At 40.4% G+C, this 22,097-nt stretch carries 15 protein-coding genes; 5 read left to right on the forward strand and 10 right to left on the reverse strand.

What is annotated here, in order from left to right; genetic code table 11:
* Positions 1–2: 2 nt before the first annotated feature.
* A complete protein-coding gene (locus H5187_RS09345) occupies positions 3–962 on the forward strand; it encodes an ion transporter (protein WP_182718468.1) in 960 nt (319 codons plus the stop codon).
* Here H5187_RS09345 and H5187_RS09350 read toward each other — a convergent pair.
* Genes H5187_RS09350 through H5187_RS09360 form a run of 3 tightly spaced genes read right to left on the reverse strand, consistent with a single transcriptional unit; the run spans position 959 to position 6,113 of the window.
* Entirely contained in the window at positions 959–5,467 is a 4,509-nt protein-coding gene (locus tag H5187_RS09350) for an EAL domain-containing protein (RefSeq protein ID WP_182797800.1), read from the reverse strand. The genes H5187_RS09345 and H5187_RS09350 overlap by 4 nt on opposite strands.
* Before the next feature lie 38 nt (positions 5,468–5,505).
* Positions 5,506–5,910 carry a GNAT family N-acetyltransferase gene (locus H5187_RS09355; protein ID WP_182718470.1) on the reverse strand — a complete coding sequence of 135 codons (405 nt, stop codon included), beginning with the start codon at positions 5,908–5,910 and terminating at the stop codon, positions 5,506–5,508.
* Positions 5,910–6,113: a DUF3283 family protein gene (locus H5187_RS09360; RefSeq protein ID WP_064667173.1), complete on the reverse strand. Its 204-nt coding sequence runs from the start codon at positions 6,111–6,113 to the stop codon at positions 5,910–5,912. Before H5187_RS09360 ends, H5187_RS09355 begins: the two co-directional genes overlap by 1 nt.
* Before the next feature lie 214 nt (positions 6,114–6,327).
* On the opposite strand from H5187_RS09360, the gene H5187_RS09365 reads away from it, so the two are divergent.
* Positions 6,328–6,945, forward strand: coding sequence for a transporter substrate-binding domain-containing protein (locus H5187_RS09365; protein ID WP_149981285.1), 618 nt, complete (start codon positions 6,328–6,330; stop codon positions 6,943–6,945).
* Here the strand turns inward: H5187_RS09365 and H5187_RS09370 are convergent.
* From H5187_RS09370 to zntR, 4 genes are all read right to left on the reverse strand, one after another.
* Positions 6,942–7,187 (reverse strand): DUF1289 domain-containing protein, encoded by a 246-nt coding sequence (locus H5187_RS09370; RefSeq protein ID WP_149981286.1) that lies wholly within the window; start codon positions 7,185–7,187, stop codon positions 6,942–6,944. The two genes, H5187_RS09365 and H5187_RS09370, sit on opposite strands and share 4 nt — an antisense overlap.
* A 100-nt stretch (positions 7,188–7,287) precedes the next feature.
* Positions 7,288–8,421, reverse strand: a complete 1,134-nt coding sequence (locus tag H5187_RS09375) for a 1-acyl-sn-glycerol-3-phosphate acyltransferase (protein WP_182718471.1) — start codon at positions 8,419–8,421, stop codon at positions 7,288–7,290.
* 158 nt (positions 8,422–8,579) lie between these two features.
* Positions 8,580–9,818, reverse strand: a complete 1,239-nt coding sequence (locus H5187_RS09380; protein ID WP_182794625.1) for an SO_0444 family Cu/Zn efflux transporter — start codon at positions 9,816–9,818, stop codon at positions 8,580–8,582.
* Complete coding sequence (gene zntR / locus H5187_RS09385; RefSeq protein WP_149981289.1) at positions 9,802–10,215, reverse strand: Zn(2+)-responsive transcriptional regulator; 414 nt, start codon at positions 10,213–10,215, stop codon at positions 9,802–9,804. The genes H5187_RS09380 and zntR overlap by 17 nt, the downstream gene beginning before the upstream one ends.
* A 102-nt stretch (positions 10,216–10,317) precedes the next feature.
* Here zntR and H5187_RS09390 point away from each other — a divergent pair, with 102 nt between their 5' ends.
* Together H5187_RS09390 and H5187_RS09395 are read left to right on the forward strand one after the other, a co-directional pair.
* Positions 10,318–11,262, forward strand: coding sequence for a D-2-hydroxyacid dehydrogenase (locus H5187_RS09390; RefSeq protein WP_182794624.1), 945 nt, complete (start codon positions 10,318–10,320; stop codon positions 11,260–11,262).
* 162 nt (positions 11,263–11,424) lie between these two features.
* Entirely contained in the window at positions 11,425–11,805 is a 381-nt protein-coding gene (locus tag H5187_RS09395; protein WP_149981291.1) for a DUF3192 domain-containing protein, read from the forward strand.
* 66 nt (positions 11,806–11,871) lie between these two features.
* Here the strand turns inward: H5187_RS09395 and H5187_RS09400 are convergent, their stop codons facing one another.
* The 3 genes from H5187_RS09400 to H5187_RS09410 form a co-directional block, all read right to left on the reverse strand.
* Positions 11,872–12,786: a diguanylate cyclase gene (locus H5187_RS09400; protein WP_182718474.1), complete on the reverse strand. Its 915-nt coding sequence runs from the start codon at positions 12,784–12,786 to the stop codon at positions 11,872–11,874.
* Positions 12,755–16,540: a PAS domain-containing hybrid sensor histidine kinase/response regulator gene (locus H5187_RS09405; protein ID WP_182797801.1), complete on the reverse strand. Its 3,786-nt coding sequence runs from the start codon at positions 16,538–16,540 to the stop codon at positions 12,755–12,757. Before H5187_RS09405 ends, H5187_RS09400 begins: the two co-directional genes overlap by 32 nt.
* Positions 16,541–16,606: 66 nt before the next feature.
* On the reverse strand, positions 16,607–18,004 hold the full coding sequence (locus tag H5187_RS09410) for a PhoH family protein (RefSeq protein ID WP_182718476.1): 1,398 nt from the start codon (positions 18,002–18,004) through the stop codon (positions 16,607–16,609).
* A gap of 295 nt (positions 18,005–18,299) precedes the next feature.
* Between H5187_RS09410 and rapA the strand changes: the two genes are divergently transcribed.
* Complete coding sequence (gene rapA, locus H5187_RS09415; protein ID WP_182739959.1) at positions 18,300–21,194, forward strand: RNA polymerase-associated protein RapA; 2,895 nt, start codon at positions 18,300–18,302, stop codon at positions 21,192–21,194.
* The last annotated feature ends 903 nt before the right edge of the window (positions 21,195–22,097 follow it).

Raw genomic sequence — 22,097 nt, forward strand, 5'->3', positions numbered from 1 at the left:
GCTTGAATAATTTACGTAAACGCACAGCGCTATTTTTTGAAGGTAATGGGGAGTACCGTAAGACGGGTCATTATATCGATATATTTCTAATATCGCTGATAATGATTAATGTCGTTGCGATTGTGCTTGAATCAATTGCGAGTTTAGCTCATCAATATAAGCATGAATTTTTAATGTTAGAGTTAGGCTCAGTAATTATATTTGCTATCGAGTATTTGCTTCGCCTTTGGTCATGCGTAGAACGTGCCGAGTACAAAAGTCTAAACTGTGGTAATTTTCAACGTCGTTTAAAATATTTACTGTCCCCTTTAGCCTTAATTGATCTAGTGGCAATCCTGCCCACGATCTTAATGATGTTTATCACCTTTGATTTACGTTTTTTAAGAGTGCTCAGACTCCTACGTGTTTTTAAGCTCACTCGCTACTCACGAGCAATGCAGCTACTTTTACAATCATTTCGTGATGAAAGCAGTTCGCTTTTGGCCGCATTCTTTATAATGGCAGTGGTGCTAATTTTAGCTTCCTGCGGAATTTACTTAATTGAACACGATATACAACCGGATAAATTTGGCTCCATTCCTGCGGCAATGTGGTGGGCAATGGCAACGCTGACCACTGTAGGTTATGGTGACGTTGTGCCAGTAACACCGCTAGGGCGTTTTTTTGGCGGCGTGATCACGTTACTGAGTATGGGAATGGTAGCAATACCCACCGGCTTATTAGCTTCGAGTTTCTCTGAACAGCTACGTAAGCGTAGGATCATGTTTAGTGATGCGGTGCATGAATGTCTGCATGATGGCGAGCTAGATGGTAAACTAGATGATGCGCAACTGGAGCATCTAGAGAATTTGCGCTGTAAACTTGGTTTAAGTAAGCAAGAAGCAAACAAAGCAATTAAGTCTCAACTTAGTGCACGCACTAAAAACCTTTATTGCCGTCACTGCGGTGAACGCCAAGACTAGTCTTCATTCAACAACGACTGCCAGTCTTTATTTAATAATGCGCTTACATCATCACCTGGGATTGGTTTACTGAATAAATAGCCCTGAAATAAATTACAGCCTAAGTTGCGCAAAAAGGTAAGCTGCTGCTTAGTTTCAACGCCTTCTGCGACGCATTCTTTACCTAAGCTTTTCGCCAATGCAAGCGTTGACTGAATAATCGCTTCATCGTCACTATCTATACCAATATCAGTTACAAAACTGCGATCAATTTTCAGTACATCGATCGGAAAGCGCTTTAAATAAGTGAGTGAAGCATAACCTGTACCAAAGTCATCCATATATAAGCGACAACCTAGTTGCTTCAACTTTGACATGCTATTTAACGCTTGCGGTGAATCATGCATCAGCACTGATTCTGTAATTTCAAACACCACAGAGCTGGCTGATACATCAGCATTAATTAGCGCACTGCGAATTTCATCGACTAAATTTTTATACTCAAAATCCAGTGCAGACAGGTTAATAGACACATACAAGTCAGGCTTTTGTAACTGCCATTGTTTAAGTTCAATCAACGCTCTAGCTAGGGTTTGCAACATAATTTTTGTGATCAAACCAATACTCTCAGCAGCAAGCGCAAACTCTTGTGTTTCATAGCTGTTATTTTCTGGCCAGCGCAGCAATACTTCCAGCCCTTCGGCCTGATGAGTTTTAGCATTAACAATCACTTGGTAATGATTACAAAACGCATGATTTTGATAGGCTTGAGTTAATTGTGATTCTAAATGCAATGAGCGTTGTACATGCTGATTCATTTCTTGTTTGTAAAATTGATAACAACCTTCCAAGCTCTTTTTCGAATGATACAGTGCAATATCAGCCGCTTTAATTAAACTTTTCGCACAGAGTGCATCATCAGGCGAAATCGCCACGCCAATACTTAAACTGACACTAATCGCTTGATTGTTAATAATGATGTTGTCATTCAAGCTAGCCATCAACTTAACGCACAGTAAAACAACTTCTTCGATTTGTTGAATACCCTCGACTAACAGCATAAACTCATCACCACTAAAGCGGGCTACACTGTCTTTCGCCTGTACACGCGATTTGATCCGCAGTGCCACCGCCTTTATTATCTCATCGGCAGCTTCATGCCCTAGTGAGTCATTAAAATACTTAAAGCGTTTGATATTAATATTGAGTAACGCAACTTTTAGGTTTTGGCCTTTAGCCTGTTCAAGTGCATGTTCAACTCGATCATTAAATAAAGTACGATTTGGTAACCCCGTTAAACTGTCGTAATTTGCTAATAAGAATAATTCATTCTCAGCTAACTTTTGGGCATTAATATCAGTCAGAATAACCACATAGCTTTCTAAGCGTTGCTCCGTATCAGCAACCGCACTAATTTTAATAAGCACATGACGCTGCTCGCCATTCGCCAAGCAAACAGTATCTTCTGCAGAAAAGTGCTCGCCAGCTTGCAACTCTTTCATTACACGTAAATAGTTAACTCTTACAGCACGACTTAATCCTAAGTGTAATGAGCAGCTAGAACGATAATCAACAGGAAAGTTAAATGCGCTCTGCAGTGCTTTGTTGGTAGCTAAAATACGTAAACTTTTATCTAGAATAAAGACCCAATCGCGGGTTTGCTCAAATGCTGCGCCAAATAAACGGGCATGTTCTTCAAACACTAATTCACGAGTCATATTAGTGTAAGTTCCAGCCACTTTCTCGGGTGTACTTCCTTGCCAGGCAACCACTTTGCCAAAGTCTTTATACCAGCGCCAATAGCCTAATTTATGGCGTAAACGATAGGTGCAGTTAAAATAGCCTTTTTCGGTGGATAAAAATTCTAACCACTCAATGCGAAAATTTTGTTTATCTTTAGGATGAATTTTTGCTAAATAATCATCTAAATTAACCGATTCAACATCATAACCTAACTCATTTTTAAGCCGTGGTTGATAAATTATTGGACTTGCAGATTGCCAATCCCACACCCCTGAACGACTGCCCTCCAATGCTAACTTTAAGCGCGCTTCACTTTCTTGGCTTTCTCTGTGAGCTGCTAATAATAATTGCTGGATTCGATTACGACGCATTATCCAAGCTGCTACTAATCCAAAAAATACCAGTGCGTAAAGCACTATAAACTGAGGTGCGCGCCATAGCGGGTATTTAACCACAATATCCAGCACTGCCGGTTGTGTGTAGTCGCCAGTAAGCGGATCTTTAGCCCAAATTTTTAGTTGGTATTTGCCGGGATTAAGTTTTGGAAATAGCACTCGGTTATTATTACGGGTATACGATTTTTGCCCATCAGAGAGCTGATACTCATAAATAATACGTTCCTGATAATTAAATGCCATTGCCGAAAAAGCCACTTCGAGACCGATATCGTCGTGCTCTAAGGTGATTGTTTTTATAGGTTGCTTAAGATCCGTAGATAATTCACGAGACATCAAATCAATGCTGGTTATATTTACGTGATCAATTAAACCATGCCTAGGGTGATTATCATTTGGGTAAAAATAACTAAACCCTTTTAACGTACCATAGACTATTTGGCCAGTTTTTAAACGCGTAAATGCACCACTATTAAACTCGGTAGAGACCAGTCCTTCTGAAGTTGTAAATTGCTGAAAGTGTTTATTTTCTGGATTTAATCGCCATATTCCTTTATGACTACTCATCCAGATCATTCCAGCATCATCTAACACCATATCGTACAATAAGGTGCCGAGCTTATTTTTATCTAAATCTATGGTATACAACAGCTTGTAATTCGATGCATCAAGACCAATTAAGCCAAAATTCGATAACGTGATCCACAGCACATTATTATTATCAACAATATAAGACATTACATTAACGGCTACATTTTCATGTTGCTGTGGCACTGTATAGATTTTTGTTAAAGCAAATGAGTTTGGATCAACCTGATAAAGCACCCCTGCATTATAAAATAACGGGGAGTCAGATTTGGTAGATAAAGGCGGTAAGAAACCATAAGCTAAAAACGGTTCAAATTTTTCAAATTCACCACCTAAAGGAGTGATCTTTTGGCTGTCGATATTATAAACAAACATGCCATGATCAGAATGAACATAAAATAATTCACCATTTGGCATCAATACCGAGCCATGTACCCACCCTGTGATCAGGTGTTGCTGGCTTGGGTCGGCTGTTGTCGCTGGAAAAATTTCATAGCTATGCGGATCAAAACTAAAAATCCCGCGATTAGTACGCAGCCACAATTTATCTTTATAAGGAGAAATAGCGTAGATATTAAATTCAGTGGTAAATAAATCAGCTTGATAATCTTTTAAAAACACTTGTCCTTGATTAGTTTTTAAATCAACCGCAGTTAAACCATTATGAGTTGCTAGCCAGAGTTTATCTTCATACTCGGTTATGCCCCAAATAGAAGGGTGCGATAAACCATCACCGGAGAGCATGCTGGCATTAACATTTTCAAAATGATAATTATCATAAGGTAAATAAAATGCCCCATCACTTTTAGTAGCTGTCCACATAGCGCCGTTACTATCTTTGACAATATCGATAAAACTTGGATCTGCTAGTGAGTATTTACTTTCTTTTACTCTATTATTTTTAGTCAGCTCACCGGTATTCAAATCGAGACTAAATAAACCTTTATCGGTGCCTAAATCAAGCACCCCATGGTCATTTATTATTTTCCAAATATTAAGATCATTCAATATGGTTTTATTTTTAAAAGGCACATCTGGGCGCTCAAACATACTCGGTAAATCACTAATATCAACTTGATATAAACCACGTACGGCCCCCACTAACAGTTGCTCATTTTCGCCTATTGCAAACGACTTTATATAATTTTGATATACATGGTCTGGCTCAGTGCTTAAATGCTCTAATTTTCGGTATTGCCCAGTTGCTATATGATAGACATATGCGCCAGTACTGGCGGCAATAAAGATATAACCTTTGTAATGTAATAAATCGCGGATCACGGTATTACGAGTGCGCTCTGGTAATTCAAAAATAGTCTCAATTTGGCCCGTCGCTAAATCAAGGCGAGCAAAATCCCAACCGCGACCAATCCATAATGACTTATTATCGGTGGCAACCATACTAAATACGGACTGACTTAAAACTTGCTCTTCAGTGGTAGGTTTTGATAAAAATTGTTGGTAACTATCGGTACTTGGATCATAGCGAAATAGCCCTGCAACTAACGAAGCAATCCAAATATAACCATCAGGGTCTTGATATATAAGGTCAATAATTGCTTCATCTAGTTCACCATTAGGCCCTGCAATATGTACAACCTGATAGCCATCGTAACGATTTAAGCCCCCTTCCGTCGCTAACCAAAGATAGCCGCTTTTATCTATCAACATGGTACTGACATAGCTTTGTGATAAACCTTCACTTGGCGATAAACGTTTTACCTGCGCCATAGCAACTTGGCTAGCAACAACTGAGGCGGCTAACAAAAAGAATATACTAGCCTTAAACCATTGACCCATTTAAATTTCCACGTAGTTGTTTTAACTAATTATTTTAACTAGCACTGCATAGCTACGATATTTCGTTGCTGATAGACAGTAAAGAGTGTATCCAAAGGTGACGGCAATGTTAACACAAAGTTAAACCCAATTGATTGATAAAAATAAGCTAAATGCGTATAAGCAAATGTATAAACGAGTGAGTTTTGGTTAGATAAGGTATGTATTAGTAGCTGTTTGGCAAGTCCTTGACCACGCCAAGCAGGTGCAACCAGCAAGGTAGACAAAAACAAATAATCACTGCGATTTTGAATTCTGCATGCCGCGACAATAACTAAGTCATGATAAACAACCCACACTTGATCTTGTCTGGTTGCCCGACCTCGGGCTTTATATTGGCTGTAAAACTTATTCACTAAGGGGGTTTTAATTGGCTCTAGGCATTCAAAACGCAATGCCGTCATTAACTTTGCATCGTCGCTAAATATTGTTCAAATTGCTGCTTCAAAAACATCTGCTCTGCCACTGGGCGACTATGAATTGTATTGTATATTTGCTCACGAGTACTCTTACCACGCTTTATTTGATAAGCCCAAAACGATGCCTCGTAATCCAATTGAATTTGATATTTTTGTTCACGAGGTAGTAAGCATAAGTTAAACGACATAAATTACCAGTTATTACTAATCATATTAATGCCCAGAGTATAACAAACATTTGCCTAAAAGAGTCACGGCTAAACTTGCGCTTTTTAGCTTTTAAACGTAGATTGGTGGCGTTTTTAGTCCTAATATGGAAACGCTGTGATTAAGTGCTTTTTTTCTCTCATAGTGCTCTGTTATTTACTAACGCCACTGAGCACTATAGCAAACACACAACATATGCTGTTTAATCGCCCAGCCGATACCCCACAGGCTCGCTATGTTATTGAGCTGATGACCCTTGCATATAAGGAACTTGGCTATGATGTACATATTATTGACTTTAATCACCAAAGCGCTTTATCTGCAGCAAACAATGGCACGCTTGATGGCCAATTAGGGCGAGTGGCCAGTATCAGTCAACAATATCAAAACTTGCATCCGGTTAACTTTGCGCTATTTGAGTTTAACCTTGTGCTATTAAAAAACTGCCAGCAATGTACATTTGAGCAGCTAGACAATATCGCCATTCAAGTTGGTTATCCTGCAGCGCAGAGTTACCTTAACGAACACCCTTTTATTGGTGACATTATTAAGGTGAAAAGCGTCACTGCTCAACTTAATTTACTCACTCAAGGTAAAGTACAAGGTGTAATTTTACTCGACTTTTTATTATCGACTAAACACCCTCAGTTTAATATTAAGCAATTTCAAACTGAAGTACTGGCACCGATAAAAAGCTTTCACTTTTTGCATTCACGCCATAGCGCGTTAATACCTAAGCTTGAAGAGCAACTGCATAAACTCAATGAAAATGGCACAATTCGTTTACTCAGGGCTAAACATCATCTTGATTAAAAACCAAAATCCCCCTGCTCAGGTACTGCTGGCTTAGCGCCAAGTGCTTGGCGTTTTTGCAAGTAACGCTTATAACGTTGTTGACACAAACTGATGACTTGCTTTTTTTCTACGTTTGAAAATGAATTCCAACCAAAGCGCTCCTCCCGACTTCGGTAGCAGCCTTTACAATAGCCTCGGTTATTTACCTCGCAAATGTCTTTGCAAGGACTTGGAATTTCAAAAATTTCAATTTGTTGCATAGCAAACATCAGTCAATATACACAACTTTAGTATAGCCCGTTTTTTAAACGAAAAAAAACCGTAACTTAATTACGGTTTTTTAAAAATATTTTACATTGGTTATTGGCCGCTTTCGCTACTTTTAAACTCAACTTTACGATGAAATGGCTTAGCGTACATTGCTAACACCAGTGGTTTTAGCTCATCTGGCACACGCGCCAGACGCATCTCAAATGCCTGAGCGTCGGCTTTATCAATCACCGCTTGTTTACAACCGCCCGCAATGTAGTTCCCGGGATGTAAAAAAAACGAATCAATAATTTGCTGATCAATGGTTTTTGCCAGCTGCTCTGGTGATTCACACCCTTCTTCAATTGGTTGCCCAAATGCTAAATGAACATGCCCTTTGGCGGTACTAAAACCTTCAACAATACTGGCAATATCTTCACCCGCTGACTTAACATATTTACCATGATGTTGCTTATGATAAAGCTCTTTGGCTTTGGCTGTTGCGCAAGGTTCATATTGATATGAAATTGATACTGGTACAATTTTTAGCTCGCGTACATATTCAGCAAACTCTTTCTTTTGCTTACGACCATTAAGCTGCAACATTTTAAGTAGCGCAGGATCTGTTTGATCAAAGCCATCTTTAGCACGACCTTCTTTTTGTGCAATCCAAATTGAATCACCGCCAGCAAGCGAATCATAAATATAAGCCGACAACTGCGATAGTGCTCTGAGCATTTCTTTTGGCGCTTTAACTGAGCGCTTAACAATAAAGCTTTTATTTAAACGCATCAGTTCGGTGATATAAGGAATTTGCAGTAAATTATCGCCAATGGCGATACGGACCGTCTTCATTTTATAGCTGAATAAGCCCCAATTAATTAACGCAGGATCAAGTACGATATCGCGATGATTTGAGATAAACAAATACGCTTGCTTTGGATCAAGTTGATCCAAACCAGAAAAAGTCACCTCAGTTGTGGTGCGTTTTACCAGCTGTGCTAAATACTTAGCAACGATTTGTTGAACTTGCTCAACACTGTTGATAGCGCCCCACTTTTTACGTAACTGATACTTTACCAATGCTCTAGACAGCAAAGGTACAGCTGATAAAAAACGCGGTAAGTTATATTTTGCAACTACATCAATAAACGCATTATCATCAATCAAACGTGCAACCGAAGCGGCTACTTCATCATCATTGTAAGGTCTTATATCTGCGTACTTGTCCACTGGCTCACTCATTACTGCATCTTTAAAGTTAAAAAAACGGTGCGCTCATGCGCACCGTTTATATTCTATGGGCGATTATAACTCAGACAACCTAAAATGCGAACTAAGTCATTAATTTGGTCCATTGTTTATATTTTATAACCGCTAAAAATCTATTTAATAACATTCAATTATGCAATGCTCTTACCAGTACTACGGTATTTACTAAGCGCTCCTTTAAGAACTAAACGCACCATTAACAGCGCTAAAATAGTACCACAGAGAAGGGTTAGCCAATGTGGTAGCACTTGATGTTCTTCACCTAATAATGGTGTAACAACAAAGCCAAATTCTGCCACTAAATAATCGGTTAAAAAGCCAAATATTAAAGCAACGCCTATTACACCAACTAAATAAGCAACCACTGCACGTTTACCAAGCTCATTGGCAACCACGCCAAGCGTCGCGACATTAGTGGCAGGACCTGCCAACATAAAGACTAAAACAGCGCCAGGTGCTACGCCACTTAATAACAAACCAGCTGCAATCGGCGTTGATGCGGTCGCGCAGATATACATGGGAATACTAATCACGATCACCACCAGCATAGCCAAAATACCACTGCCCCATTGGCTTAAAAATGACTCTGGCACATAAGTTTGCACTAAGGCTGCAAAGAACAAACCAATCATTAACCATTTCATAGTGTCTGATAGTAATTTATTACAGCTAAAACTCACAGCCTGTTTCATCTTTTGCCATTGGCTGGCTGGTACTGCGCTTGATGAATCGCAACAGCTAGTCTTCTCTTCGACCGCTGCTGGTTTCGTTGAGCAACAACTTGCCTTCTCTTCAGCCGCTGCTAATTTCGTTGAGCAGCAACTTGCCTTCTCTTCGACCACTGCTGATTTTGTTGAGCAGCAACTTGCCTTCTCTTCAGCCACTGCTGATTTTGTTGAACAACAACTTGTTGTAGCTGCTCGCTTTTGCTCATTATTAACTTCACTAGAGTGATCTGTAGTTTGCGTTTTTTCAGCATCACGCCCCACTAAGACACCTGCGACAATAGCACTACAAATCGCCGCTATTGGACGAATTATTGCCATAAAAGGACCGAGTAGCACATACGATACCGACACCGAATCAACCCCAGTTTCTGGCGTCGATACTAAAAACGCAGTGGTAGCACTTTTTGAAGCGCCTGCACGTCTTAAACCAATTGCAGCGGGTATTACACCGCACGAACACAACGGCATTGGCGCACCAATTAAAGCAGCTTTAACAGTGGTCCAAAAACCTTCTTTACCTAAATGTTTATTTAAAAAATTTGCCGGTAAATACACATTTAATAACCCGGCAATGAGTAAACCAAGCATTAACCAAGGGGCAGATAATAAAAATAACTGCCAAAAATTATTGAGTAAGTCCATCGATGTCCTCCAAAGTGGTTAATATTGAACAGTTATCTGCGGGCTCTTGTCCGCCACAGCACTTATCAGCTAACACGGATAATGATTGATGAAAACGTGTTAATTCAGCAATGCGCTCTGCGACTAAGTCACGCTTTTGTATTGTTAGGTTTTTAACTTCATGGCAAGAATGCTGATGTTTTTTAAATTTAATTTGCAGCAACTCCTTGATCTCTGCCAAGCTAAAGCCAACATTTTTAGCACGTAAAATAAACTTCATTTGCTTTAATGCAGCTTCACCATAATCGCGATAACCGGCCCCGGTTCGACTTGATGGCGTTAACAAATTATGTTTTTCATAGTATCTTAGGGTATCTGTAGAGACACCTAACTGATTAGCAAATTCACCTATTTTCATCTGTGTCTCCAATGAGTGTATTATCAACTGATGCCAAGTATAAACCTTAGAGTACACACCAAGGTCAAGCATTAAAATTATTTTATTTAATAAGGAAAGCGCATGAATATTACCCTTCTCGATACTGCCACATTAGCAGGCACATCACTTGAGCCTTTTCAAACACTTGGCAATTTCACTAGTTATTCACTAACCAGTCCAGCACAAGTATTAGCGCACAGTGCAGGCGCTGATGTATTGATCACCAATAAAGTGGTACTTAATCGCGAAACACTGGCAAAACTTCCTGAATTAAAGCTCATATGTGTAGCCGCAACTGGCACTAACAATGTTGATTTAGTCGCCGCTAAAGAGTTTGGCATTGCCGTTACCAATGTGGCCGGGTATTCAACACCTTCGGTTGTACAACATACCTTTGCACTGATCACAAATTTACTGGGTAATACTCACCGCTACATTGCTGATTGCCAACAAGGGTTATGGCAACAAAGTGAGATGTTCTGCCGCCTTGATTACCGTTTTAATGATATTGGAGGTAAAACTCTGGCAATTATCGGTTATGGTTCGCTTGGTAAAGCTGTTGCGGATGTTGCACGTGCTTTTGGTGCCAATGTAGTTATCAGTGAGCGTAAAAACCAAGTAACTAGAGAGGGCCGAACAGAATTTTACCAAGCAATAAAAACAGCTGATATTATTAGTGTACACTGCCCTTTAACCGATGAAAGTCGTGATCTGATTGGTGCTGCTGAACTTGCTATGATGAAACCCAATGCCATTTTAATTAACACCGCGCGCGGTGGTATCGTTAATGAAGCTGATTTAGCCAACGCACTGAGCAATAACCAAATTGCAGGAGCGGGATTTGACGTATTAAGTAAAGAACCAGCTGCGAAGGATAATCCATTGGCCGCTTATCGTGGTGATAATTTAATTCTGACTCCACATATTGCATGGGCCAGTGAAGAGTCAATCATTCGCTTAGTAAAGCAAGTCAGCTTAAATATTAGCGCATTTAGCCAAGGTGAAAGCTTAAATAGACTGGTCTAATCAACTAACTTTTAGTTAGTTACGCTATACAAGGTGGTTAAATGTAATTTACCGCCTTACAAAAAAACCTAATATATTGATTTTAAATAATATAAAATATTGGCCAGTTCTTTGCTAACTAATAGACAAATTAAAATCAATATTTAGTATCAGGATAAAATAATGAAAAAAGTACTTTTAATTGCCGCGCTTACAGCCCCTCTTCTTACTGGTTGTGTAATTGCAGTATCCGATGGTGAAGCAGAAACGCATTGGGCTGGTAATAGTTCAAGCTGGGAAGAACATCATCAATTTAATCGTGAAAGCATCTCGGGGCTCACTTTAGATACCAGCTATCAAAATGTATTAAATAAATTAAAAACTCCCGACTTTACAGAATTATTAAAAAAAGACGGTGATGTATACCAAGTACTATTTTATGCCACCCATAGTATTCACTCTGACGGAAAAATGACAAAAGATGAATGTACTCCACTGGTCTTTAAAAACGAGAAACTGATTGGTGTGGGTGATAGTATTTATAATTCACTTAGCGCCATTTAGACACAAAACTAAAGCAGTAAAGAGTGGAGCATATTCACTCTTTATTTGCTGTAATAACTGACTTTACTAACTTGCGTCAATAACTCGAGCGATAATTTTATCGCGGCCACTATCTTTAGCTTGATATAAACCTAAATCGGCTTCTTCAAGTAATATATGCTCAGCATAAACTTGACCAAACTCAGTTGTAGCAACCCCAATACTTATCGTAATGTGAGCGGCATTGAGTGATGCTTTATGCGGGATAGCAAGCGCATTAACAGCATCTCTGAGTTTATTAGCAAATTCCAATGCCTCGTACTGGTTGGTGTCGGGTAATACTGCAGCAAATTCTTCACCGCCGTAGCGCGCAACAAAGTCAGTACCTCGCTCACACGCTGCAACTAATGCATGTGCCACACGTTTAAGGCAGTCATCCCCGGCACGGTGGCCATAACAATCGTTATAACGCTTAAAGTGGTCTATATCTATTAATAGCACCGATAACGGTGTACCAGCTCGACGGCTGCGACGCCATTCTCGCGATAAGCTTTCATCTAAATAACGCCGATTAGGTATTTCTGTCAGCCCATCAATTGAGGCGAGCATTTCTAACAAATCATTTTTTTGCTTGATCAATAATTGATTACGCACTCGTGCACGTACTATTGCGGGACTAAATGGCTTAGCAATATAGTCCATTGCGCCTAATTCAAACCCTTTCGCTTCATCATCATGGCTTGTATTAGCTGAAATAAAGATGACTGGAATAGCGTGCGTAGTTGAATTTTCTTTTAACTGAATTAACACCTCATAGCCATTAATGCCGGGCATTACTATATCGAGGATAATTAAGTCAACCGCCGTTGATTTAACAAATGTAAGGGCTTTTTCACCACTTTCAACTAAAAATATTTCGTGATCATTCGCTAATGTTTTTTCCAACACTAATCGATTTAATGGGTCGTCATCAACGATCAGTATTTTGGCTTTCTTCAACATTTACTGAGCCTTGTATTTGAATGTATCTATTTACTTGTACTAATTCGAACTCTAACTGACTCAGGGATATTTGCCCTACGTCTGGTGTCTTACGTAGTCTACTTTCTAATTGCTGAGCGGTAGCACTTAGGCGATTAAAGCCAAGGTTTCCTGACACACCTTTAATACTATGCACTAATCGTTCCAACGCTTTTGTTTGCATCGGCACTTTTAATTGCTGCAGATGGCTTACACACAACTTAGCAAGTTTACCCAACATTACCTGTAGTAAATCATTATGGCCCGAGAATTGTTCTAATGCAAAAGAATGATTATAAAAAACAGCGCCGGTAATTCTCAGCTCATTTATCGCCGCTAATAACGTCGCTGCAACTACTGGTTTTGTTAAATGTTTATTCATACCCACTGCAAGTGAGCGTTGCTCGTCAGCTGCTTCACAATGCGCAGTTAGCGCAAAAATAGGTAATTGCTGTTGATCATAACGTTGTCGCAATAAAGCGGTTGCTTGCAACCCATCGACTTCTGGCATTTGAATATCCATTAAGATCAGATCAGGCATGACTTGTGCAACCAAATCTATCCCTGCCATCGCCGAATTTGCCGTCATTACATTAATATGTGCTTTGCTTAAGATATTACTAACAATATCTAAATTAAGCTGATTATCATCAATAACTAACACTAGTAAGCCCGCAACGTTGAGTTTACTCTCTGCCGCTGTCAGATTTACATCAGGGCGTTTAGATACCGGCTCAACTTGCTGTATTCGTTGCACTAATGCAGAATTTTTCACACTGCACATTTGCATACCTTTAAGAGTTGGCAGCGGAGTATTTGGATCATTTTTAACAACATAAAGCTGCGTGTTATTACTCATCAATGCTGTTTTTATATTGTCTCGCGTTATAACTCTCGGTAGATCAACGTCATTAATGATGATCCGCTGATAATCTGCTAATACAGCGTGGTCTGTTAATTCAGCTAACTCAGAAAATTCTAGCGGTTTTAATGGCGCTAATGCGGCAGGTAAATTAATTCCCCGCTCAGAATGAATCAGTAAAGTATTGTGCCAGTCGATAGGGTCGATTTGAGCGGCAACATTAAAGGTTATAGTAAAGAAAAACTGACTACCTTGGCCTTTATTACTGACAACTTTAATTTCAGCTCCCATTAATGCCAATTCGTGTTTGACTATAGCGAGCCCTAGACCAACACCTTGATGGGTGCGAGTGAGTGATTCGTCGCCTTGCGTAAATGCGTCAAATAATCGACTCTGATCAGCTTTATCAATACCGATCCCGGTGTCAATCACTTTAAAACACAGGGTTTGTTTTGTTGGCGTCAATTCAACGGCTGTTATTTTCAAAGTGATACTGCCATGTTCAGTAAATTTCACGGCATTGGTGAGTAAATTACCGAGCACTTGCTGTAAGCGAATGTAATCGCCGACTAACTGCGGAGCAATTAGCGGATCAATATCGATATTAAAAGCCAAATCTTTTTGCTGGCAGAGCCCTATTAATACACTCTCGCAGCTGTCAACAAGTGCAACTACAGCAAAATCAACTAAGTCTAATTGCACTTGGTTATTTTCGATTCGCGCAAAATCAAGCATTCGATTAAGCATGGTTAATAAACTTTGCGCAGCATTTTTTGCTTGAACTGCATGCTGTTGCTGCTGCGCTGTTAAGCCTTGCTGAGTTACCATATCAATAAGGCCTGTCACAGCATGCAGTGGCGTGCGTATTTCATGGCTTAAGTTAGCAATAAACCGACTTTTGGCCTCGGTTGCCCGCTCGGCATCTTGTTTGGCCTGAGTCAATGCACTGACATCTTGAATATGAATAACATAATAGTAAGGTGCTTGTTGCTCATCCCATACTAAAGAGACGCTCAGCTGCCACCAGCAATTTAGCTCTTCTTGTCCTAAAGTAAGGTGGTAAACTTTCTTTTTCTCACTCAGCAATAAAGCTAAAAGCGTTGCTATTTCTTGCCACTGTTGCTGTGGAAATAAATCCACTAATAATAAATCCTGCTCAGTTTTATCAATCTTAAAAATCTTTCGCGCAGTTCGATTAAGTTGTAATACGGTCTGTTCAAGTGAAAGTAAAATCACTCCATTAGCAGCATACTCTATGGCGCTGCGAAACTTAGACTCTGACGCTTTTAATGCCAAAAGAGCTTGTTGTTGAGCAGTTATATCCCGGCCAATCCCCATTGAACCTAGTAACTGATTTTGATCGTTATAAAATGGCGCGATGGTTAATTGAAATGTTTGCTGCTGGGTTTCAAGACGTTGCTCAGCTTTAGTTTTGGTTGTTAAAACTTGTTGCTCTAATTCGCTGATCTGACCATTATCATCACTAATATCACATAACTGTAAGCCAACTAACTGCTCTTGCTCAAGACCTATGTATTGTTCATAAGCACGATTGCATCCTAAGAATGAGCCATCAATGTTTTTAAAATAAATAAGATCTGGCACACTATTGAGCATAGTATTCAATAATGCTAAATGGCGTTCTTTAGCCTCATAACTGCGCGCGAGTTCACGGGTCTTTATTTTTACTTGGTCATCAAGTTCACTATTTGCCTGCTGCAATGAGTTTACCAACTGCTGATTTTTGTTAAGCACCCACTTGATTCGGCTAAACCACGGCTGCCAGTTTGCTGGTATATGGTAATTTGAATAATCTTTATAGTGCACCTCATTTTGTTCAAGATACGCCATTAAATATGTCGTGGGTTTCACAAAAATACGCTGGCTTAACCATAACAAGGTACTGAACATAATCACTAAAAACATACTCAAAAAAGTAAGTTCAATTAATACATCAGTTACAATCGGTGAGGCTAATTCATCATGCGATGCAAAATAACCCGCATAAATTGGTAGCTGCTTTTGCGCTTGTAAAAGAGTGAGATTACCCTGATTATCTAATTCTGCTAATGGCGCTTTAGCTGAAGGCCAATACTCCGCTAATGGTGTGTCTTCTTCAATATCATAAAGTGAGCTGATAATGACGTGCTGTGCACTATTTAAAAATATATATTCGCCACTGCGTGGTGATATTTTTTTTAGCCATTGCGATACTGCCGATAAGTCATAAATCAAAATAATATAATCTTCACTGCCCTGCTCACGCGCACGCCCTATTGATAAGTAGTTTTTACCAGCAATTTTGATAACGGCACTAGAACTTAGTGAATCACCTGAAAATACAGGACGAAGTTGACCATCAAGTAATTGGGTTAACATTAAGCTATCGCAGTCATGGCGACGCTTGATATAAGCAAAACCCTGTTCGTTAACGTAAGCGACCGCAGCCAAAGATTGAACTAACGATAATGTCGTATTAAAGGCAGGTCCCATCGCAATGACTTGTTGCCATTGTGCAATTGCATTAGGGGAGGAAGAAAATTTACCCTGGCCGACAATTTCACCACCTCCATTGGGAATTTCCCGGTAGTAGTAACTGTCTTGCTGATTAATATCTTCAAGCCATTGTTGATCAAATCGATAAGAAATGGGTTGTTCATATTGGGCAAATAAAGTACTAACCAAGTCGTCTGTCGCATTCATTAAAAACGCAACTTGCGCCGCTACATTAGCAAAATCAGCTTCGCGTTTAGCAACGGCGCGATCTAATTTAATATTATATAAGTGTAAACATAATAGAAAAGCCACCAGCAGCGGCACAATAAGTGCCACAGCCAGTGAACGATAGTAATGTTTTAAAGGTAGAAAATTCAATCTACAATCCGATGCTTGGCGCTAAATTTGTCAACAAGATTAGCGAGCCAAGTAGGACTGCGCAAGTTATAAATTTTCTTCCGCAAACGATGCTAAACGGCTTCTCACCACACCATTTAAGTTAACCGTGGCGCTGCCTTCAAAATCTTTGAAGCGCTCCACAATATAAGTTAAACCAGAAGTAACTGGAGTTAAGTAGTTACTATCTATTTGCGCAAGGTTACCAGAGCAAATTAACTTAGTACCTTCACCACAACGGGTAATAATAGTTTTCAGCTGTGAGGCGGTAAGGTTTTGGCTTTCATCTAAAATGACCACGGCATTTTGAATACTGCGACCACGCATAAAGTTAACTGATTTAAACTGTATGTTGGCCTTTTCCATAATATAGTTACGGCTTGAAATAGGGTTTTCGTCACCTTTGTGTAATACCTCTAAGGTATCGGTGATCGCAGCTAACCATGGTGCCATTTTTTCCTCTTCGGTACCTGGTAAAAAACCGATCGACTCAGCAATTTCAGGAGTATTTCGGGTGACAATTACCTTATCGTAAATACCTTTTTCAACCACCATTTCCAAAGCACAGGCAAGCGCTAGTAATGTTTTTCCGCATCCTGCAGGACCTGTTAAAATAACTAATTCAATACCGGTATCGAGTAACGCATCCATTGCCATGCCTTGATAAATATTTTTTGGCTTTACTCCCCATGCCGATTGATGCATTAATCGCTCAACACCGATATCTTTGAGCATAATATGCTGCTCATCATAAGATTTGACTCGTGCGGCAAACTGACCGCTGTCATCAAGTAAATATTCATTGCAAAATACATCGGGGATCAAACTTTTTGCCACTTTATGAAACGCATCACGACCATGTTGCTCGGTTTCACATTCGCCCACATGCTGCCAAAAATCGCCAGCAATTTTTTTATAACCACTGGAGAGCAAAGCAATATCATCAATCAGCTGATCAGTACGATAATCTTCAACAAATTTAAGCCCTGCGCCTTTGGCCTTTAAACGCATATTAATATCTTTGGTAACTAACACCACTTTGCTATTAGGATGTTGTTTTTGTAGGTGCACGGCACAATTGATAATACGGTGGTCATTTTCGTTGCCAGGTAAACCTGAGATAGAATCGACAAATAAATGATCATTAACAATAATAAGTGTGCCAGCCGAAGACGCTTTGGCCTTTTTATTACTAGGTAGAGCGACGCCTTTGAGCATTTGTTCTGGTGTGGCATCTTTGAGCACTTCATCCAAACCACGAATGGCCACACGGGCATCACGGCTGACATCATGCTTACGATCTTTTATATGATCCAGTTCCTCTAAAACTGTCATGGGAATTACAACATCATGTTCTTGGAATGATAAATACGCGAGGGGTTCGTGAAGCAATACATTGGTATCTAGCACATACATTTTACTATCAAGGTTCGAAGCTTTTTCCATAGCACTTTCCTTACGTTTTATGATTTTTATGCTATACCCAACTAATCAAGTAAAACGGGTTGAATGTTCACCCTGAAAAACTTAATTGCTTGGTATATTCTAAGTTTAGCTTAGATGTCATAAAAGTCTGTTTTATGACAAACCTTTTTTTGTTTTGAATTAATCCTTATTGCAGCAACTTTAATAGGAATAATTCACAGTTATTAAATTAATTAAAAGTCAGCTGGTTCGCACCTTGCAGTGGTGTTAGCTAACAGGTAACATAGCCGCCTTTTTCTTCATAGACGAGACATACATGAATTTTTCCTTAGGTCAGCGTTGGATCAGTGATACAGAGTCAGATTTAGGATTAGGCACAGTGGTTGCCCTTGAGGGCCGTCAGGTCAGCATTTTATTTCCCGCCAGTGGCGAAAACCGTGTTTACTCAATGTTAGAAGCACCGGTTACCCGCGTGGCATTTAATCCTGGTGATGTGATCAAAAGCGTTGAAGAATGGGAACTTGAAGTCGAGTCAATTGAACCTATCGGTGATTTACTTTGTTATCACGGCACTCGTATTGATAACGGTGAAAAAGCACAATTAAAAGAAACGTTTTTAGATCACTTCATCAAATTTAATAAACCACAAGATCGCTTATTTGCCGGCCAAGTTGACCGCTTTGATCGCTATACATTGCGCTATCAAACATGGCAACACCAGTTTGAACGCCAACAATCACCTATTAAGGGTTTGATTGGCCAGCGCGCAAGCTTAATTCCGCATCAGCTTTATATTGCACAAGAGGTCGGTAAACGATTTGCTCCTCGAGTGTTATTGTCTGATGAAGTAGGCCTTGGTAAAACCATTGAAGCGGGGATGATTTTACATCAACAAATTATCAGTGGTCGCGCAAGCCGAGTGCTCATCGTAGTGCCGGAGAACTTACAGCATCAGTGGTTAGTTGAAATGCTGCGCCGCTTTAATTTACACTTTTCAATTTTTGATGAAGAGCGTTGCGATGAAGCCTTTGCCGACTCACCAAATGTATTCGACACTGAACAGTTAGTACTAACTAGCCTTGAGTTTTTAACCAAGAAAAAACGCTGGTTTGAACAAGCAACAATGGCTGATTGGGATTTACTGATTGTTGATGAAGCGCATCATTTAAGTATTACCAACGGTAAACCAAGCACTGAATATCAACGTATGGCTGAGCTTAGCCAAGATATTCCAGGGCTAATACTATTAACGGCAACACCGGATCAACTTGGTCACCGCAGCCACTTTGCGCGCCTACAGTTACTCGATCCTGATCGCTTTTATGACTACGATGCCTTTGTTGCTGAAGAAAGTAACTATAAGCATGTGGCAGAGGCTGCAAATCAGTTACTGCAACAGCAAGCGCTAGACGACAGCGCCAAAGCCACGCTAATTGAGCTATTAAAAGAAACCGATATCACAACGGTGCTTGAACAAGCACAAAATGGCGACGCAGCTGCCCGTAAAGAAATTTTGGCGATGTTATTAGATCGCCATGGCACAGGCCGTATTTTATTTAGAAATAGCCGTAGCGGCATTGACGGCTACCCTAGTCGCAAACTACACGCCTACCCGATGGCGATGCCGAAACAATATAAAACGGCAATTTCAGTATTGGGCAATATGAGCGGCATTAAAAATGCAGAGCTGAGCGCGCAACGCGCCCTATTCCCTGAAAAAATATTCCAAGAGTTTGAAGGCGAAAGCGCTAGCTGGGGACAATTTGATCCTCGAGTAGAATGGTTGATCGACACCCTAAAAACCCTTAAACGCGAAAAAGTCCTGCTTATTTGTGCTAAAGCCGAAACAGCAATCAGCCTTGAGCAAATCCTGCGTGAACGCGAAGCGATTAAAGCCTCTGTGTTCCACGAAGGCATGACAATTATTGAGCGTGACCGCGCCGCCGCGTTTTTTGCTGACGAGTACGACAACGCACAAATATTGCTGTGCTCTGAGATTGGCTCTGAGGGTCGTAACTTCCAGTTTGCTCATCACTTAGTGTTATTTGATTTACCACTGAACCCTGACTTACTTGAGCAGCGTATTGGTCGCCTCGACCGTATTGGTCAAACTCAAGATATCAACATTCATGTGCCGTACTTTGAAAGCAGCGCACAAGAAGTATTACTGCGTTGGTATAACGAAGGCTTAGATGCCTTTGAAACCACCTCAAGCACCGGACAACTTTTGTATAAAGAGTTTAAAGATGAGCTACTTGAGTTTATTGCCGCCCATAACTGTGATGAAGACGAGCTAGAGCCATTACTAGAGCAAGTAGCCGGTCAAAACGCAGTGCTGCGTAAGCAAATGGAAAGCGGCCGTGACCGTTTGCTTGAGTTACACTCATCGGGCCAAGGTGCAGCAGACTCGCTGGTTGTTGATATTGAAAAACTAGACAACCAATTTGAACTACCAAGTTATATGATCAACGTGTTTGATACCTTTGGCGTTAGCCAAGAAGACAAAGGTGAAAATACTATTATCTTAAAGCCAACTGAGCATATGCTAAATCCGTCATTCCCAAGTTTAAAAGACGACGGCATGACAGTCACATTTGACCGTGACACTGCACTTGCACAAGAAGATGTGCATTTCATCAGCTGGGATCACCCTATGGTGCAAGGCACCTTAGACATGATCTGTGATGATGACTTTGGTACTGCGTCAGTCGCATTACTTAAAAACAAAAAATTACCACCAGGTACCTTTTTTGTTGAGCTAATTTACGTAGCAGCAGCCATGGCACCAAAAGCGCTGCAAGTTGGCCGCTTTTTACCGCCGACGCCGATTCGTATTTTGCTAGATAAAGCCAGCAACAACTTAGCTGATAACGTCGGCTTTGATGGCTTTAATCAGCAGCTTTCTGCGGTAGGCCGTCAAACAGCCAGTAAACTAGCTGGCGCATTACAAAGTGCGATTCACCCAATGCTTAAAACCGCCCAAGAAATGGCGCAAACTAAGTTAGAAGTCATTCGCACTGCGGCGCTTGAGCAAATGCAACAATCGCTCAGTGAAGAGCAGGCGCGTTTAGCGGCGCTGAAACAGATCAACCCTAATATCCGTGAAGAAGAACTTACCTTCTACGATAAGCAACGCACAGAGCTGACAAGTTATATCGGCAAAGCACAGTTGCAGTTAGATGCCATTCGCTTAATTGTGGTATCACATTGATTTGGGAGCTGAGCTTTAAGTTATAAGCGGTAAGTTTTAAGTTTAAAAAAGCGCGGTGTATTAAGTTACAGCGCGCTTTTTTATTACATGTTACGCTGAAAACCCACGCCAACAAGATATTGCCTATTCGTTGCAGCGATTTTACATCGCGACAAAGGTTGTTTCGAGGCTGAATTTTATCCCGTATTTACACTTTACATTTGCGCGGGGTAAACCCGCGCCTACAAGATATTACAAATTTATAGCAGCGATTTTATATCGCGACAGGAGTTGTTTCGCGGCTGAATTTTATCCCGTATTTACATTTTGCATTTACGCGGGGTAAACCACCCACGCCTACGTATTGGTAGCTGCGAGTTTACCTCGCGATAAAGCCCATTATTTACCACTGAGGGCACAGAGGCGCTTCGCGCTACACAGAGAAACCAAAGTAAAAAATCACTTATTTCTTCTCTGTGTTCTCGGTGGTGAATTAATCACTGAACGAACTTTAATCTAATTGCGCGGGGTAAACCCGCGCCTACGAGATATTGCCCATTCGTAGCAGCGATTTCATATCGCGACATGGGTTGTTCCGCAGCTGAGCTTTATAACGTTCTTACATTTTTCATTTGCGCGGGGTAAACCCGCGCCTACGAGATATTGCACATTCGTAGCAGCGATTTTACATCGCGACATGGGTTGTTCCACGGCTGAATTTTATCCCGTATTTACATTTTGCATTTGCGCGGGGTAAACCCGCGCCTACGAGATATTGCCCATTCGTAGCAGCGAGTTTACCTCGCGATAAAGCCCATTATTTACCACTGAGGGCACAAAGGCGCTTCGCGCTACACAGAGAAACCAAAGTAAAAAATCACTTATTTCTTCTCTGTGTTCTCGGTGGTGAATTAATCACTGAAC

Origin of the sequence: Pseudoalteromonas sp. SG44-1 (assembly GCF_014164315.1) — a bacterium.
Lineage (GTDB): Bacteria > Pseudomonadota > Gammaproteobacteria > Enterobacterales > Alteromonadaceae > Pseudoalteromonas > Pseudoalteromonas rhizosphaerae.

Bases quoted from the DNA above. Each gene is read 5' to 3' on its own strand.
- H5187_RS09355 (WP_182718470.1), bottom strand. From the start codon at position 5,910: ATGACGGCATTGCGTTTTGAATGCCTAGAGCCAATTAAAACCCCCTTA.
- H5187_RS09370 (WP_149981286.1), bottom strand. From the start codon at position 7,187: ATGCAACAAATTGAAATTTTTGAAATTCCAAGTCCTTGCAAAGACATT.
- H5187_RS09365 (WP_149981285.1), top strand. From the start codon at position 6,328: ATGCTGTTTAATCGCCCAGCCGATACCCCACAGGCTCGCTATGTTATT.
- H5187_RS09350 (WP_182797800.1), bottom strand. From the start codon at position 5,467: ATGGGTCAATGGTTTAAGGCTAGTATATTCTTTTTGTTAGCCGCCTCA.
- rapA (WP_182739959.1), top strand. From the start codon at position 18,300: ATGAATTTTTCCTTAGGTCAGCGTTGGATCAGTGATACAGAGTCAGAT.
- H5187_RS09400 (WP_182718474.1), bottom strand. From the start codon at position 12,786: ATGTTGAAGAAAGCCAAAATACTGATCGTTGATGACGACCCATTAAAT.
- H5187_RS09395 (WP_149981291.1), top strand. From the start codon at position 11,425: ATGAAAAAAGTACTTTTAATTGCCGCGCTTACAGCCCCTCTTCTTACT.
- H5187_RS09360 (WP_064667173.1), bottom strand. From the start codon at position 6,113: ATGTCGTTTAACTTATGCTTACTACCTCGTGAACAAAAATATCAAATT.
- H5187_RS09380 (WP_182794625.1), bottom strand. From the start codon at position 9,818: ATGGACTTACTCAATAATTTTTGGCAGTTATTTTTATTATCTGCCCCT.
- H5187_RS09390 (WP_182794624.1), top strand. From the start codon at position 10,318: ATGAATATTACCCTTCTCGATACTGCCACATTAGCAGGCACATCACTT.
- H5187_RS09375 (WP_182718471.1), bottom strand. From the start codon at position 8,421: ATGAGTGAGCCAGTGGACAAGTACGCAGATATAAGACCTTACAATGAT.
- zntR (WP_149981289.1), bottom strand. From the start codon at position 10,215: ATGAAAATAGGTGAATTTGCTAATCAGTTAGGTGTCTCTACAGATACC.
- H5187_RS09410 (WP_182718476.1), bottom strand. From the start codon at position 18,004: ATGGAAAAAGCTTCGAACCTTGATAGTAAAATGTATGTGCTAGATACC.